This is a genomic window from Paenibacillus sp. Root444D2 (genome assembly GCF_001426375.1).
Lineage (GTDB): Bacteria > Bacillota > Bacilli > Paenibacillales > NBRC-103111 > Paenibacillus_E.
Genome location: NZ_LMEO01000034.1, coordinates 197,436 through 213,378 on the forward strand (window position 1 = coordinate 197,436; position 15,943 = coordinate 213,378).

Consider the following 15,943-nt stretch of genomic DNA (forward strand, 5'->3'; position numbering starts at 1 on the left):
CAAGTGACAATATTGTATTTTTGTCATTTATTTAATTGAACTACCCATAAATAGGATTGGATGATAGTTTTCCATCAAGATATGTAATAGATAGTAGCTTTCTTTCTGACTCTATCCAAAACTTGTATATCATGATATATTAATGTTATCGTATGATATAACATTTGGTTGGGTGCAGGGGGTAGGTAGCATTGTCAGCAGATTCGAGACCCATTTATGAGCGAATATTCGAAACGCTTCGTGAAGAAATAATACAACGTAAATATAATGTTGGAGACCGCGTGCCTTCCGAGAAGGAACTGGCGGATGAATATAACGTGAGCCGGATTACGAGCAAAAAGGCGCTGGAGATGCTGGCAGAAGAACGTCTCATCGTGCGTAAGCCAGGCAGAGGCTCTTTTGTCATGGAAGGAGGGGGTATTCCGTCTGAAGGTCCATCTACGGGTGAGAGAACCAAGCATACGCTGATTGGCTTAGTTATAACGGATTTCGGGAATACCTTCGGCACGGAGATGATTTATGGTATGGAGCAGGCATCCGCCGAGCATGATAGCTTCCTGGTGCTGCGCAGATCGTTTGGTGTGCCTGAGAATGAAGAAAAAGCTATTCGATCGTTTCTTGAATTAGGCGTGGATGGCATTATTGTGTTTCCTGCACAAGGGGAGTTCTATAATGATGAACTTCTCAAGTTGGTCATACAACAATTTCCTTTAGTTCTGGTTGACCGTCATCTCAAAGGGGTAGCCGCGGCTTCGATTAGTACAGATAATATAACGGCTGCTCGCACGGGTGCTGATTATTTGCTTGATTTGGGGCATAAACAGATTTGCTTACTTACGCCGCCGCCTATGGATACAACAGCTATTGAGGACCGTATTGAGGGCTTCGTGCGAGCTCATGCGGAACGCGGGGTTCTGGTTGACCGGTCACTCTGGTTAGATGAAATTACCTCTACGCTGCCCAATTCATTTTATTCACCTAATATTGATAAAGATATCGATATGATTAAGGAGCACCTGCGAAGCAATCCGCAAATTACCGCCTTGTTCGCTATGGAATATAATATTGCTCTATTAGCTAAGGCTGCCGTGGAACAAATGGGACTTCAGATACCCAAGGATATTTCAATTATTTGTTTTGATAGCCCTCCTACGACGCTTGGCAGCGGCTATCGCTTTACCCATCTGATCCAAGCGGAGGATGAAATCGGCAAGCTCGCTGTAGAGAATGTGCTAAAGCTGAAGCGAGGCGAGAAGGTTGCCAATAAAATAAGTCTGGAAGCAAAGCTTATCATCGGGGAGTCAACGGGACCCTCCAAATGATCGGTGAATAAATCATCATGGATATCGAATCTGAGACTGCTAATCTAGTAGTCTCTTTTTGATTGATATATCAAATGATTTAAATGATATGTAAATAGTATGATAAATATATATTGACATACCGTATACATACCAATATAATCGTAAATGTAAGCGGTTTATTTATCGGAAGAGAGAGGAGCAAACCCGATGACGAATGAGGCTAAGTTACCTGCATCAATGAGTAAACTCATTGAGCAAGTAAATAACGAATTACTGAAGGAACAACGGCCGAAGCTAGCTGCCATGTTCCGCGATTGCTTCTCCAACACGTATCAAACAACGATTCAAAGCCTAGAGGACGGATCAACTTTCGTAATCACCGGTGATATACCGGCCATGTGGCTCCGTGACTCATCTGCTCAGGTTCGAGCTTATCTGCTTCTGGCGAATGAGGACCCCAGCTTGGCTGATATGATTGAAGGTGTGGTTAAGCGGCAAATGCAATATATTCAACTTGATCCGTATGCCAATGCCTTTAATATGGAGCCAACCAGCGCAGGTCATGGGCAGGACTTGACCCAAATGAGCCCTTGGATCTGGGAGCGTAAATACGAAATTGATTCGTTATGTTATCCTATTCAGCTCAGTTATTTACTTTGGAGAGCAACAGGGAGAACCGCACATTTCAATGATGTCTACAAATCCGCTGTTCATACAATTCTTAATCTTTGGCGTGTTGAACAAGATCATGAGACGAAGTCTCCTTATCGCTTCCAACGATTGAATTGTCCTCCGACAGACACTTTGACGAGAGATGGAAAGGGCAGTTCAGTTGGCTATACAGGAATGACATGGTCAGGTTTCCGCCCTAGCGACGATGCTTGTTCATACGGATATTTGATTCCAGCCAACATGTTTGCCGTTGTGGTGCTGGGTTATATCGCTGAAATTGCAGAGCAGGTGTGGCAGGATGCCAGTCTTAGCCGTGAATCGCTTAAGCTGGCCGCTGAGATTAAACAGGGAATAGAAGCATTCGGAACGATCGAGCATCCCAAGCTCGGTACGATGTTTGCTTATGAAACGGATGGTCTTGGCAACTTCAATCTGATGGATGATGCCAACGTGCCCAGCTTGCTCTCGATTCCTTACTTGGGATATGTCGCCGATTCCGATCCTGTTTATCAGCATACACGCAGCTTTATACTTAGTGATGAAAATCCTTACTTTTATAAAGGGAAAGCGGCTCAGGGAATCGGCAGTCCGCATACGCCGGATCGCTTCATTTGGCATATTTCCCTTGCGGTTCAAGGTCTTACTGCTTCAAGCAGGGAAGAAAAGCTGTGTATCCTTGATTTACTAGCCGACACCGATGCAGGAACGGGACTGATGCATGAGGGCTTCCACGTAGACGATCCGTCGCAATATACGCGGCCATGGTTTTCTTGGGCGAACTCCATGTTCAGCGAGTTGGTGTTAGACGCATGTGGCCTATCGATTAAGAAGCTGCTGAATGATCGCGTGAACGCATCGCACTCATCTTAGGTTATACAGGGGGTGGAACCCCTTTTAACATAGCAACTGCACTTGTAACGTTTACTTAAAAAGGGAGGAAGAAACATGAAAAAATGGATGACCGTTTTAACTGCTCTCTCGCTCACGTTTAGTTTGGCAGCATGCAGCACAAAAACTGGCGGGGATCAACCGGCTGAAAGCAAGAAGCCTGAGGCCACGACAGCACCGGCAGCATCAACAGCTGCCACCAAAGGAGCACCGGTAGAAATTACGTTCTGGGGAGATTGGGGCGGAGAAGGCGAAAAGCAGTTTGTAATGATGGCAGATGCTTTTAATAAATCGCAAGATAAGATTAAAGTTAAATATGTTTTGCAGGAAGATATGATCACGAAGTTTCTAACTGCGGCTACCTCAGGCGGCTCACCAGATATTATGTTCTGGGACAGATGGCGTACTTCGCTGTATGCATCCAAGAACGTGCTTCACCCGATCGATGATTATTTGAAAAAAGACAACATTAACCGTGGTGATTATTACGATGAAGCCTTGAAGGAGCTTTCCTCTGGCGGTAAATTGTATGGTCTTCCTTTGACGGTTGATGCGCGCGCACTGTTTTATAATAAGAAATTGTTTGCTGAGAAAGGACTACAACCTCCGAAAACTTGGGATGAGCTGGAAAACGCAGCTAAGCAGTTAACGGTATGGGAAGGCGATAAGCTGGTTCGCTCCGGTATGTCGATGCAGGATAATGGCCTGTTCAATATGTGGCTGCAGCAAGCAGGCGGTTCTATGATGACCAGCGATCTGAAGAAAACGAGTTTTAATAACGATCAAGGCAAGCAAGTATTGGATTTCTGGGATAAGCTGATCAATAAAGATAAGGTATATAAGGTTGGGTTTGAAAAAGGTCTCGGCGAAGGAACGGATGCTTTCGTGACCGGAAAAGTAGCTATGACCTATACAGGTCCATGGATGCTCTCGACGTATAAGAAATACGGCAAGGATCTTGATTTCGGTGTTGTTCCTCCTCCAACTGGACCTGGCGGCGCCAAAGGAAGCGTAATGGGCGGCTTCGGTCTCGTGATTCCAGCGGGCTCCAAGCATAAAGACGAGGCATGGGAATTCGAGAAATGGTGGTTAGCGAATAAAGATAATACGCTGCTATGGGCTAAAACAAGCTTAAACCTGCCGGGCTTCAAACCGGCGCTGCAGGATCCGTTCTTCAAGGACGATCCGAACTGGAAGCCATTCATGGATACACTCGAATTCGCGAAAATTCGTCCGCAGCATCCGGGATACTCGGTTATGGAAGGCGACGGTCTGATGCCGAATATTGAGCTATTCATTCAAGGCAAGCAGGATGCGGCAGCGACGCTCAAGAAGGGGCAAGAGCAAGGTGATAAGCTGCTCGATCAGAACGCAGCTGGGAAGTAACTAGAAATGTGAGGGAGGGTCATCCCTCCCTTTTTGTGGAAGGGGGAATTCTCTTGGCATCGATAACCAAGCTGGGTCGACATCAAGCTAGGATGGGTTATCTCTTTATTACGCCAACGATTTTGCTATTTATTATTTTTACGATTATTCCTGTCATCATGGCGTTCTATCTAAGCTTTACGAATTATGACATTGTGAGTAAAAACGATTTCGTTGGATTGGATAACTATAAGCGTTTGGCCGAGGATAACATCTTTTGGACGACGCTGAAGAATGTTTTGTTTTACTCCGTCCTTTATATTCCGCTGAATATTGCCATCTCTTTATCGATGGCCTTGCTGTTTATGCGCAGCCGCTTCGGTGTAAAGCTGTTTCGTACAGCCGGGTATTTGCCAACGTTAACTTCTGGCGTAGCTGCGGCCACGGTATGGATATGGCTGTTAAACCCTGAGTTCGGACTCGTGAACGATATCCTGAGCAAGTTAGGAATCACAGGACCTTCCTGGTTAGCTGAAATGCCTTACGCCATGCTGTCCATTGTGTTAGTGACCTTGTGGCAATCCGTTGGATCGAACATGATCATTTATTTAGCGGGACTTAACGGGGTTCCCGATCATCTGTATGAATCCGCAAAGCTGGACGGAGCTAATGCTTGGCAGTCCTTTCGCTATATAACTTGGCCAGTGCTGAGGCCGACCACCTTTTTCGTAAGTACAATGGCTATCATTGGCGCGCTGCAGTTATTTGACCAGGCGTTCGTCTTGACCAAGGGCGGTCCCGCCAACTCGACGAAAACAACCGTGTATCACATTTATCAGCAGGGCTTCAACCAGCTTCAGATGGGCTATGCCGATGCCATGGCGTTTGCGCTGTCTATCATTATTCTAGTATTTTCGCTTATTAATATGAGACTAAACAAAGAGGAATCCGTGATCTAGGAGGGATGGAAAGTGAAACAACAATATTATTGGCAAACGACAATCCTGTATATCATTTCCATCGCCGTCTGCATCGTCATGGTCGTCCCGTTTGTATGGAGTCTTATCACTTCCATTCGTCCGGATGAAGAGATTTTCATGCTGCCGATTCAATGGATTCCCTCCAGCATAACGTTGGAGCATTATCGCAAGGCGTTTGAGCTCGTTCCATTTGCTCTGTATTTCTGGAATTCATTTTACCTTGCGTTTATGGGCGTGCTCTTCAACTTGCTTTTTGGCTCTTTAAGCGGCTATGCCTTCGCTAAGCTTCATTTCCGCGGAAGAGATACGATGTTCAAAATTCTGCTCGCTGCCATGATGATACCTGGTGTTGTGACGATGATCCCGCAATTTTTCGTGCTGAAGCACATTCCTTTCATGGGAGGAAATGATTGGCTGGGCGGTGGCGGCAATGGCTTGCTCAATTCATTTTGGGCGATTATTTTGCCAGGTGCATCGGGGTCCTTTGCGGTATTTTTTATGAGGCAATTTTTCGTGTCTTTACCTAGTGATTTGCAAGAAGTGGCTCGAATTGAAGGCAGTGGAGAGCTTCGTATCTTTTGGAATATTTATATTCCGCTCGCGAAGCCGGCGTTGGCTACACTCGGCATATTTACCTTTCAAGCAGGCTGGAACAGCTTTCTCGGTCCGCTCATTATGCTTAACGATCCTGCCAAGAAAACGATTCAGCTAGGTTTAGCTGCTTTTACTTATAACAAACAGGTCGACTTCGGCCCGTTGATGGCAGGTGCTTTAATTGCGGTAGTGCCGATACTGATCTTGTTCCTGCTGCTGCAGAAGTATTTTGTGCAAGGAATCGCTTTTACAGGAACGAAAGGATAGTACGCAAGTCGGACAGATAGGTGAAGCGAATTGACAATTCGATTAAAAATGATCATAGTCCTGATGATTGTTGGGGTAGGCATCATCGTGGCTGCTAGCTGGGGAGTGGAGACAATGAACAATAACAATAAGATGACCGATGTGCAAGTGAGCACAAATAGAGAAACCTGGGAGCAGCGTGCAGATCTAGCACAAGCTGGGCTGCTAAAGCAATATTGGAATGGAAAGTTGAATTTATTCGATAATTTGTCGCCTTGCAACGATCTATGCAATGAGAAGTTCCATTATTGGTGGCAAGCTCATGGTGTAGATACGCTGGTGGATGCTTATGCGAGAACCGGCGATACGGCATATAAGGGCTACCTCGCCAACATGTATCAAGGGATTTTGGACCGCAATGGCGGCGTATTGCCGAATGATTTCTACGATGATATGGAATGGTTGGCTCTAGCATGGCTCCGAGCTTATAACGCTACTGGGGAAGAGAAATACAAGGAAGCCGCGCTTGAGCTTTGGGAAGATATTAAGACGGGCTGGAACGAAGAGCAAGGCGGAGGCATTGCATGGCGTAAGCCGCAGCTTGATTATAAGAATACGCCGGCGAATGCTCCAGCAGTCATTTTAGCTGCTAGATTATATAAGCAGTTCGGCAAGCCGGAGGATCTAGCTTGGGCGAAAAAGATTTACGATTGGCAGAAGGCCAATCTCGTTGATCCAGATACGGGCTTCGTCTGGGATGGGAAAAACCGCGAGGGAGACGGCAAAATTGATAAGAGCTGGGAATTCTCCTATTGCCAAGGTGTTTACATCGGAGCAGGGGTTGCGCTTTATCAGGCGACTGGGGACAAGAGCTATCTGGCGGATGCGGCTCGGACTGCTCAAGCATCGAAGCTCAGGCTGACAAGTCCGGCAACAGGCATGCTGCCAAGTGAAAGCAATGGAGATGGCGGCTTATTCAAAGGGATTTATGTCCGTTATTTGGCGGAGCTTGTACTTGCGGACCCTGGTCAGAAGGAGTCGCTTGAGCTTCTTGTAACGAATGCAGACAGTCTCTGGAAGTATGGGAGAGATGAGCAGCGTGTCATGTTCAGTAAATCATGGGCGGCTACACCTGAGCCTGCTGAGGATTTAAGCGTGAATCTGAGTGGCGTTATGCTGCTGGAGCGTATGGCCGCGCTGGAGAAGCAAGGATTGTTGAAACAGAACTAATGAATTAAGAACAGGGGCAGCCGAAAATCTGCCCCTTTATTTTAGGCATAGAGGAGTCGAGAGATAGATGAATGCGGCAGCGATGGCAGATCTACTGCAAGCGACTTTGCACAAGCTTTATTGGAATCCGGATACACAGATTATGAATCAATGGGACGATAGTTTAACGGTCAATCGCCCTGGCGAAAATTACTATTATTGGTGGCAAGCGCATGCTGCGGATGTCATCCTTGACGGCTATGCAAGAACGGGCAATGTGGCATATTCGAACCGATTAGAGCAGCTGTTCCACGGCATTCTTCGCTCTAACGGAGGAACGTTTCGCCATCAATATTATGATGACATGCAGTGGATGGCGCTGGCTTGGCTAAGGGCTTATGACATGACAGGTGCTCAGATGTACTGGGAAAGCGTTGCCGACTTGTGGGAAGACATCCGAGGAGGATGGAATCAGCATATGGGCGGAGGGATTGCTTGGCGAAAAAATCAGCTGGATTACAAGAACACGCCAGCTAACGCTCCAGCCGCTATCCTAGCTGCACGCTTATTTCAACGATTTGGCGATGAAGCGGATTTGGCTTGGGCACAAGAAATCTATGATTGGAACAAAAGGACATTAACCGATCCCGTTGACGGATTCGTGTGGGATGGCATCAATCGACTGGGCGACGAGAAGGTAGATATGGACTGGCAGTTTACTTATTGTCAGGGTGTCTTCATGGGGGCTGGTCTCGAACTTTACACTTGCACAGGGGATTCAGTTTACCTGAAGGATGCCTGCCGCACGGCAGCTGCGGTGAAGAACCGACTGTGCGACAGTGCCACTGGAATGCTGCCTGATGAAGGAATCGACGATACAGGTTTATTCAAAGGGATACTGATCAGGTACCTACTGAAGCTGGTGGAGATATACCCAGAGTTTGAGCTGCCGGCTGAGCTTATTGAACAAAATGCAATCACACTTATGGAGCATGGGATAGACGACACAGGACGTGTTGGCACAGACTGGAGAATGCCCCCCGAAGGCTCAATTCAGTTAAGTGTTATGCTAAGCGGCGTTATGTTACTGGAGGCGTATGCATCACTTCAAACGAAGTAGAGACAAATTGGTGCTGAAGGGAGGTGAAATTTACATTATTGAAAGCGTATTCATTATGACAAATTTCAAGGAGAAAAGGAGTTGTTTTATGTGATCATGCAAAGAAGATCAGCTTTCAAATGGTTAAGTGTGAGTTTGGTAATGGCTCTTTTCCTATCCGTTTGGGGAGGTGCGAATCGTGCATCTGCTTTCACAGCAACGAATGCTGATGCAGCAATGAATTCATTAGTGAACGTGTTCTACGATGCTAACGCCAAATACTTCTACACGAACAGCGACCATCTCATACATGCTGCTCATGCTTATGGACCCGACGGAGGACTGTACACCGATTTCTGGTGGGAGGCTCAAATGTGGGAGACTGTCATGGATGCTTATCAGCGGACGGGAAACAGCACTTACCGCACTATGATCGATGATATTTACACCGGTTTCAATGCAAAATATACGAATATGATTGATAACCAATTCAATGATGACCTTGGTTGGTGGGCGCTTGCTTGTCTGCGTGCATACGAAATTACCGGTACGCAAGAATATTTGAACCGAGGATCCTTTCTTTTCGATCAAGTCTATGCTTATTGGGATACGACCTATTACGGAGGAGGCATCTGGTGGAGAAAGGATGCGACCAACCCAGCAATCAGCAGTAATGCTCAGAAAAATATGGCTACCAATGCTCCCATGGTGATGACGGCTATTAAACTAAAAAATGCCTATAATAACAACACTTATCTAACGAAAGCCCAGCAAATGTACACTTGGGTCAAAACGAAGCTGGTTAGTGGCAGCAAAGTAAATGATCACATGGAAGGCACTGGAGCGGGCATCGTCAAGGATTGGGATTTCACATACAACTACGGAACTTTTCTTGGGGCGGCGACCGCTTTATATGGGGCTACTGGCACAAGCAGCTATTTAACGGATGCTAATCATGCAGCTGGATATGTTATCGACAAAATGACTTCGGCTACTACCTTGCTATACGAAGGGGAGAACGACGCTCCTGGATTTAAAATGATCTTTGCCCGCAATCTGAATCAGCTTCGCGTACAAGCAGGCCAATCGCAATACCTAACCTTTTTACAGCAAAATGCTACACAGGCATGGAATCATCGAAGAACTTCAGACGGTATCATCGGAAGTGATTGGACGGCTCCTACCGGATCTGCCTATATCCAAAGCCTAACTGCTGCTGCGGGTGCATCTATTCTTCAGTTCGTTCCTTCGGACAATTATACGGGTAATATAGCAGGGAACGGTCTTTATGAAGCAGAAAATGCACAGCGTACCTTGGTTGGCGGTGTTGGCATGATCAACGAAAGCACACAGACCGGCTTTAATGGCCGGGGCTATGTCGCAGGCTGGAATACCAATGGAACATCGCTTAATTTCTATGTGAATCAAAATAGTGCGGGAACGAAGACGATTACGTTCCGATATGCAGCAGGTGCCGGCAATGCGAGCCGATACGTCAAAGTAAATGGTGTAGACGTGGCAGCCAATTTGAATTTTTCTGGAACTTCCGGCTGGAGCAGCTGGAACACCGTTTCTTTGACCATTTCCCTTCAGGCAGGATCGAATACGATTCAACTTGGTTATGACACCTCGAAAGGAAACAATAACTGGCTGAATATGGACCAACTATATGGCTTGTAGAGCCAAATTTATTTTAGTATGGAGGTTTTTTATGGGGAAATTCGCTCGGAAAAAAATTCGGTTTATCGTGCAATTCCTGCTCGCCTTCCTGCTTGCATTGCCTATTGTGCTGTCCGGCAGCATTGCTCCGCAAACAGCCACTGCTTTAAATAATGGCTTATCGCCAACTCCGCCAATTGGGGCATCAACAAACCATGGGTGTGGGGTGCGGCTACAGGTAATATGTGGAGGACGACGGACGATATCTTCGACTACTGGGATCGAGTAACTTGGATCATTGATCAGAACGCTCCGCTTGCCAATTTTGCGGGGCCTACCAAAGGCTGGAATGACGCAGATATGCTCATGGTCGGTAATTATGGAACTGGCGCCGTCTTCGGCGGAGGCATGACGGATACGGAATACCGTTCGCATTTCTCGATGTGGACGATTATGGCTTCGCCGTTAATAGCGGGAAATAATTTGAACACGATGAGTCAATTCACGAAAGATACCCTAATGAATTCTGAAGTGATTGCTGTAAATCAGGATGCGCTGGGCAGCCAAGGCATATTAGTAAGCGATCTCGGAGGTTTGCAGGTGTACTCTAAAAAACTGCAGACTACTGGAACGCGTGCGGTTGTGTTGTTTAATCGTACCGGCGCGGCTGCGAACATGACGGTCAATTTCTCAAGTATCGGCCTGAATGCTACTGCTAGCGTAAGGGATTTATGGTCCAAGACCGAGAAGGGAACATTCACCAACAGTTACACTGTAAATGTACCTTCACATGGGACCGTTATGGTGAAATTGACGGGATCAGAGTCAACGAGCAGCTTCTTTATTTCGGGTAAAACGTACCGAATCGTACCTAAATCGACGGGCTTATCTGTTGTTGTTGAAGCAGCTGCCTTAAACAATGGAGCGAAAATATTCCAATGGGATTACGGCACAGCGCAAAATGATCAATGGGTGATTACATCGACAACGGGAGGCTTTAATAAAATTATCAATGTGAAGAGCGGTAAGGCTATAGCTGTGAAAAATGCCTCCTTGATGGACGGTGAAGACGTGATCCAATGGGATTCCGGCTCAACCTTGAATGATCAGTGGGAAATTCAGGGTGTAGGCGGCGGTTATTTCAAAATTATTAACAGGCTATCCGGCAAGTCATTGAATGTAGCCGATAACTCGCTCATCGCTGGCGGAAAAATGATTCAATGGCCGTATTCCGCCGCGGATAATATGACGTTCCAGTTGATTCCCTTGAACTAACCAAGTGTTTTTCTGACATGCCTCCGAAGTACCAGAAGTACCGGAAGTACCGGAAGTACCGAAAGTACCAGAAGTACCGGAGGTACAAGAAGTACCAGAAGTGTCACGAAAATACCCAAAAAGGCAAAAGAACCTTCCCGACTAATGGGAAGGTTCTTTTTAAGCTGTGTAAGCCAAAAGCAATAGCAAAAGTTATAGCCATAGCCATAGCCATAGCTATAGCCATAGCTATAGTCGAAGCTGAACCGGGGGTTACCCCGTATTAACATGCATGGACTAGATGAGCAAGTTGTACTTCGTACAACAATTTTCTTGATTTCTTCCTGAAATACTAAGGAGGTTGTATTCTGTACAACAATTTAGCCTTTTTATAGACAATATAGCTACTTTTGGCTGGAATTGTTGCATTTTTTACAACATTCACGAGGGAAATGTAAATTAGCCCACGTAAAGTTGTACAACGTACAACAATTTTACGGATAACAAGTGATTGCTTAGGAGCTACAACTTGGTTTAACGAAATCTAAAATAAGCTCCAATCAAATTCCTGCGACAGCGTACCCAAAAGGTGAACGCCAGCTGTGCTGTTGCCTTTGCGGTTCAACGCCGGGCCGACCAAACCGATCCCGTATTGTCCAGGTACCATAGTCATAATGCTGCCAGACACGCCGCTTTTGGCAGGCAGTCCAACGTTCATAGCGAATTCACCAGAGGCGTTGTACATCCCACAGGTAAACATGAACGTCTTAGCGATCTGTACGAATCGCCGCGGTATAAGGCGTTGATTACGAATCGGATCTACGCCATTATGCGCTAAAACGAGGGCCATTCTAGCCAAATCGGTACAATTCACCTCAACGGAGCAATGGCTGAAATAGACGTATAGGACGTCATCAACCTCACGATCCAGCACACCGTTGTCTTTCAAGAAGTAAGCTAACGAACGATTACGATGTGCGGTATCCGACTCAGATCGGAGTACATTTTGATTAATTTCAAGTGAAGGATTATGAGCAATGTCGCGGAAAAAGTGGAGAATTCGTTCAACTTGCTCCTTAGTATCACTGCCTGCAATCAAGGATGAGATCGCAATGGCACCAGCATTGATAAGCGGGTTGAAAGGAATACCTGGCTCAACGAGTTCGAGCTTCAGCATGGAGTTGAAATCGTCACCGGTAGGTTCCATCCCCACCTTGGAGAAGACAATCTCTTCACCGTTATCCATCAACGCCAAAATGAGCGTAAATACTTTCGAAATACTTTGTAAAGTAAATCGGAAATCAGATTCGCCGGCAACAGAGATATTTCCTTCAGCATCCATAATGCAGATACCTAGAACATCGGCTGGAGCGTTAGCAAGTTCAGGAATGTAGGAAGCAACATGTCCGTCTGATGTATGTACCTTGCTCTCCGTAACCCATTGAGGCAAGTGTTCTTTGAGTTGCTTCCAGGTTTCTTCGTGTTGTAGATGACTCATTCAGAAGTCATTCCTTCCTCATTCTCTTAAGCTTTCCAAGCCTGTGGGTGGTTATCGCTGATAAGTTCCGTTGCGCTTGCATTCGCAATAACCTGTTCTGGGTTTTTGCAGCCTGGAATGACCGTTGTAACGGCATCATGCTTCAAACACCAAGCTAATGCCCATTTGGCCATATCCATTCCTTCAGGAACTTCTTCTTTTTGGATGCGCTGCACATCCTCAAGCTTCTGTTTCACACTCTCGGCATCATGACGATGGCGAACGTCTGTGTTGCTGAACACCGCACCAGGCTTATACTTACCGCTCAAATAGCCGCTAGCCAAAGGGACACGTGCCAGAACACCAAGATCTTGATTCACACAGGAAGGGAAAACAAGCTCTTCTGGTGCTCGATCCAAGCGATTGTACACGACTTGAATGGCTTTGGAATTGACCTTGCTGGAGGCTTCTGTTTGATGAATATTAGCATTACTACCAATGGATGTTCCCAAATGGCGGATTTTCCCGGCTTGAACTTGTTTGTCCAAAGTTGTCCAAAGCACATCATTATCAAATAAGTCATCAGGTCCGGAATGGAATTGATATAAGTCAATATAGTCCGTTTGCAAAGCTTTCAGAGAATCATCCAGTTGTTTGACAACGCCTTCGGAATTGAAATCATCTGTTCGGGTGAACAGATCGTGGAAATGGTGGCCAAATTTCGTAGCCACGATCCAGTTCTCGCGATTGCGGCGGGATAAGTAATTACCGATAAGAGATTCGGATAGATGGTCACCATAGCATTCTGCTGTATCGATCAGATTTATACCAAGTTCAGCTGCTTGATCGAGAATAGCATCCGCTTCAGCTTGCGTGTAGGTAAGTCCCCACTCTCCGCCGAACTGCCAAGTCCCTACACCTACGATGGAAACTTTCAAATCCGTTTTACCAAGTCTGCGATATTTCATGGCGAGCACTCTCCTTTTTAAGGTATCCAAGTTTATTAAACGCTATAGCTTGCTCCGTGTCAAAAAGAAAAAGCTCTTTCCTCTCTTGAAGAGAAAAGAGCCTTTTGTATTAAGCGAGTTCTGCTGAAAGATCATTTCCCTTTTTGTCATTAGATTTCTTGGATTTACGGTCAGAAACTTTAATATTTCCGATAAACAGTGTCAGAATAGCCCCAAGTAAAACGAATACTAAGCCTACAATAAACACTTGGTGAAGCGATGTAACCAAGGCATTTTTTAGAATTGGCAGCATGTGCTCCACGAATTCTTTTGGCATTTTAGCCAAAGCTTCAGGACTTAGTAGGGAAGAATATAAAGCCTGTGGATTGGTATGAATCATATCCGTCATTTGTGTAGCCAACCCACCTGCTTCCGCGGGAAGCTGATTAACAACAGGAGTTAAATCTTGTTCTAAAAGCACAGTTGACTTGTGGTTCATAATGGCTCCGAGAATCGTCATACCGAACGTACCGCCAATTTGACGGAAGAATTGACTAGAAGACGTTACGACACCAAGCTCGGACTTTGGAAAACTCTCTTGCAAAGCAAGTGTAAGGATTGGCATAACTAGCCCCATACCTAAACCAAGAATCAACATATAACTTGAAGCGATCAACTTCGTCGTGCTGATGCCCATGGTGCCAAGGAAATAGAAGCCGATAGCCATAATAATCATACCACCAAGCATTTGCTTACGAACGCCGATTTTCTGAATGAATTGACCGGAAACAACGCTGGCAGCAATCATCGTAATCATGAGCGGCGTCATCACTGTACCTGATGCTGAAGCACTGATACCGACGATGCCCTGCATGAAGAGAGGAACGAACATAATAGCTCCGAACATTCCGACAGCCATAAGGAACCCTACACCGTTAATTGTTGTAAATGTTCTATTTTTAAATAACCGAACAGGAAGGATCGGCTCTTCTGCTTTACTTTCAATAATAACGAAGGAAACCAACGATATAATAGCTAATGCAAAAAGCCCAATGATTTGCCAAGAGAACCAAGCGAAATCTTTACCGCCAAAAGTTAATGCAAGCAGTAAGCTGACGACCCCGACAATCATGGTGACAATACCCGGAATATCGAATTTTACTTTGCCGTTTGCTTTATGCTTAGGTAAGGCAATTGCTATTAAGACAACAGCAAGGATACCGACAGGAAGGTTGATGTAGAATACCCAGCGCCAGTCTAATGCGTCAACGATCCAACCGCCGATTTGGGGGCCAATAACCGATGATAGACCAAAGATCGCACCGAACACGCCCTGCCATTTGGCACGTTGTTTACCGGTAAATAAGTCCCCGATAATAATCATCGCCATGGGCATCATAATACCGCCGCCAAGACCTTGCAAACCGCGGAACAGAATCAGTTCGGTCATGTTCTGAGACATCCCGCATAAGGCGGAAGCCGCGATAAAGATGACTAAACCTGTTACATAAATGACACGACGACCAATTAAATCGGCAAGTTTACCTGCTATAGGAACGACAACCGTTGATGTCAACATGTAAGCAGTAGTCAACCAAGCCATTAAGCCTAGACCGCCAAATTCACCAACGATACGCGGCATTGCAGTTCCGACAATTGTGCCGTCTAATGCGCCAAATAGCATAGCAATGATAAGGCCGGTAAGCAGGAGACCTCGATTTTTGAGTTCTGGTCCTTCTGCTTCTATGGATTTCTCTGAAGCTGTTTTTTGTATGTTTTCCACTATTACCACTCCTTGAATAAGATGAAATTAATAAAAATTAGTAAGCTTTTCAAAGGCACTCACAAGAATGCGCATTTCTTCCGGGGGAAGCTGTGAGAGTCCACGAGCAATCACTTCTTTCTGGACATCTTCCGCTTGTTTGAGTATGGCCTTACCGGTTTCGGTTATTTCAACCAGCACAATCCGCCGATCTGTCTCATGGTGTTTACGAATAACATGCCCACTCTGGACAAGCCGATCAATCATAACGGTAATAGCACTTGGCTTAACACCCAGTTTCTCAGAGAGATGGGTTTGTTTCGGCGTGCCTTCTTTAGATATCATGAATAACATAAATAATTGTGGCCCTGTTAACTCCGAATCTAACTGGGTAAGTACGGTGTGGCTAATTTTTCGATGTGCGGTTTCAAATGTTGTTCGGAAACGATTCGTGTAGGCTATCAATTCATCTTCCATATCGACATCC

Annotated in this window: 15 protein-coding genes; 11 read left to right on the forward strand and 4 right to left on the reverse strand. The window is 45.7% G+C overall.

Annotated elements, in window-relative coordinates:
- Positions 1-191: 191 nt before the first annotated feature.
- The 11 genes from ASD40_RS19240 (at position 192) to ASD40_RS19285 (ending at position 11,557) form a co-directional block, all read left to right on the forward strand.
- Entirely contained in the window at positions 192-1,322 is a 1,131-nt protein-coding gene (locus ASD40_RS19240; protein WP_057304773.1) for a GntR family transcriptional regulator, read from the forward strand.
- Between the two features lie 189 nt (positions 1,323-1,511).
- On the forward strand, positions 1,512-2,846 hold the full coding sequence (locus ASD40_RS19245; protein WP_057304774.1) for a glycoside hydrolase family 125 protein: 1,335 nt from the start codon (positions 1,512-1,514) through the stop codon (positions 2,844-2,846).
- A gap of 75 nt (positions 2,847-2,921) precedes the next feature.
- The gene (locus tag ASD40_RS19250; protein ID WP_057304775.1) at positions 2,922-4,250 is read left to right on the forward strand and encodes an ABC transporter substrate-binding protein; all 1,329 of its coding nucleotides are present in this window, start codon (positions 2,922-2,924) and stop codon (positions 4,248-4,250) included.
- Positions 4,251-4,342: 92 nt separating this feature from the next.
- Positions 4,343-5,188 carry a carbohydrate ABC transporter permease gene (locus tag ASD40_RS19255; RefSeq protein ID WP_082562328.1) on the forward strand — a complete coding sequence of 282 codons (846 nt, stop codon included), beginning with the start codon at positions 4,343-4,345 and terminating at the stop codon, positions 5,186-5,188.
- 12 nt (positions 5,189-5,200) lie between these two features.
- Positions 5,201-6,070, forward strand: a complete 870-nt coding sequence (locus tag ASD40_RS19260) for a carbohydrate ABC transporter permease (RefSeq protein ID WP_057304777.1) — start codon at positions 5,201-5,203, stop codon at positions 6,068-6,070.
- Positions 6,071-6,100: 30 nt separating this feature from the next.
- Positions 6,101-7,279 (forward strand): glycoside hydrolase family 76 protein, encoded by a 1,179-nt coding sequence (locus ASD40_RS19265; protein WP_235549310.1) that lies wholly within the window; start codon positions 6,101-6,103, stop codon positions 7,277-7,279.
- A 67-nt stretch (positions 7,280-7,346) separates the two neighbouring features.
- Positions 7,347-8,378 (forward strand): glycoside hydrolase family 76 protein, encoded by a 1,032-nt coding sequence (locus ASD40_RS19270; RefSeq protein ID WP_057304778.1) that lies wholly within the window; start codon positions 7,347-7,349, stop codon positions 8,376-8,378.
- Positions 8,379-8,474: 96 nt separating this feature from the next.
- A complete protein-coding gene (locus tag ASD40_RS19275) occupies positions 8,475-10,037 on the forward strand; it encodes a glycoside hydrolase family 76 protein (RefSeq protein WP_156390109.1) in 1,563 nt (520 codons plus the stop codon).
- 31 nt (positions 10,038-10,068) lie between these two features.
- Positions 10,069-10,305: a hypothetical protein gene (locus ASD40_RS37305; RefSeq protein ID WP_156390111.1), complete on the forward strand. Its 237-nt coding sequence runs from the start codon at positions 10,069-10,071 to the stop codon at positions 10,303-10,305.
- The gene (locus ASD40_RS19280; protein ID WP_057304780.1) at positions 10,260-11,291 is read left to right on the forward strand and encodes an RICIN domain-containing protein; all 1,032 of its coding nucleotides are present in this window, start codon (positions 10,260-10,262) and stop codon (positions 11,289-11,291) included. Before ASD40_RS37305 ends, ASD40_RS19280 begins: the two co-directional genes overlap by 46 nt.
- A gap of 17 nt (positions 11,292-11,308) precedes the next feature.
- The gene (locus ASD40_RS19285) at positions 11,309-11,557 is read left to right on the forward strand and encodes a hypothetical protein (protein ID WP_057304781.1); all 249 of its coding nucleotides are present in this window, start codon (positions 11,309-11,311) and stop codon (positions 11,555-11,557) included.
- Positions 11,558-11,814: 257 nt separating this feature from the next.
- Here ASD40_RS19285 and glsA read toward each other — a convergent pair whose 3' ends face one another.
- From glsA to ASD40_RS19305, 4 genes are all read right to left on the reverse strand, one after another.
- Positions 11,815-12,768 (reverse strand): glutaminase A, encoded by a 954-nt coding sequence (gene glsA, locus ASD40_RS19290; RefSeq protein WP_057304782.1) that lies wholly within the window; start codon positions 12,766-12,768, stop codon positions 11,815-11,817.
- A 26-nt stretch (positions 12,769-12,794) separates the two neighbouring features.
- Positions 12,795-13,715 (reverse strand): aldo/keto reductase, encoded by a 921-nt coding sequence (locus ASD40_RS19295; protein WP_057304783.1) that lies wholly within the window; start codon positions 13,713-13,715, stop codon positions 12,795-12,797.
- A gap of 109 nt (positions 13,716-13,824) precedes the next feature.
- Positions 13,825-15,441, reverse strand: coding sequence for an MDR family MFS transporter (locus ASD40_RS19300; protein WP_082562331.1), 1,617 nt, complete (start codon positions 15,439-15,441; stop codon positions 13,825-13,827).
- Positions 15,442-15,504: 63 nt separating this feature from the next.
- The gene (locus tag ASD40_RS19305; RefSeq protein ID WP_057304784.1) at positions 15,505-15,933 is read right to left on the reverse strand and encodes a MarR family winged helix-turn-helix transcriptional regulator; all 429 of its coding nucleotides are present in this window, start codon (positions 15,931-15,933) and stop codon (positions 15,505-15,507) included.
- Positions 15,934-15,943: the final 10 nt, after the last annotated feature.

Bases quoted from the DNA above. Each gene is read 5' to 3' on its own strand.
- ASD40_RS19245 (WP_057304774.1), top strand. From the start codon at position 1,512: ATGACGAATGAGGCTAAGTTACCTGCATCAATGAGTAAACTCATTGAG.
- ASD40_RS19250 (WP_057304775.1), top strand. From the start codon at position 2,922: ATGAAAAAATGGATGACCGTTTTAACTGCTCTCTCGCTCACGTTTAGT.
- ASD40_RS19255 (WP_082562328.1), top strand. From the start codon at position 4,343: ATGGGTTATCTCTTTATTACGCCAACGATTTTGCTATTTATTATTTTT.
- ASD40_RS19270 (WP_057304778.1), top strand. From the start codon at position 7,347: ATGAATGCGGCAGCGATGGCAGATCTACTGCAAGCGACTTTGCACAAG.
- ASD40_RS19275 (WP_156390109.1), top strand. From the start codon at position 8,475: ATGCAAAGAAGATCAGCTTTCAAATGGTTAAGTGTGAGTTTGGTAATG.
- ASD40_RS37305 (WP_156390111.1), top strand. From the start codon at position 10,069: ATGGGGAAATTCGCTCGGAAAAAAATTCGGTTTATCGTGCAATTCCTG.
- ASD40_RS19280 (WP_057304780.1), top strand. From the start codon at position 10,260: ATGTGGAGGACGACGGACGATATCTTCGACTACTGGGATCGAGTAACT.
- ASD40_RS19285 (WP_057304781.1), top strand. From the start codon at position 11,309: ATGCCTCCGAAGTACCAGAAGTACCGGAAGTACCGGAAGTACCGAAAG.
- glsA (WP_057304782.1), bottom strand. From the start codon at position 12,768: ATGAGTCATCTACAACACGAAGAAACCTGGAAGCAACTCAAAGAACAC.
- ASD40_RS19295 (WP_057304783.1), bottom strand. From the start codon at position 13,715: ATGAAATATCGCAGACTTGGTAAAACGGATTTGAAAGTTTCCATCGTA.
- ASD40_RS19305 (WP_057304784.1), bottom strand. From the start codon at position 15,933: ATGGAAGATGAATTGATAGCCTACACGAATCGTTTCCGAACAACATTT.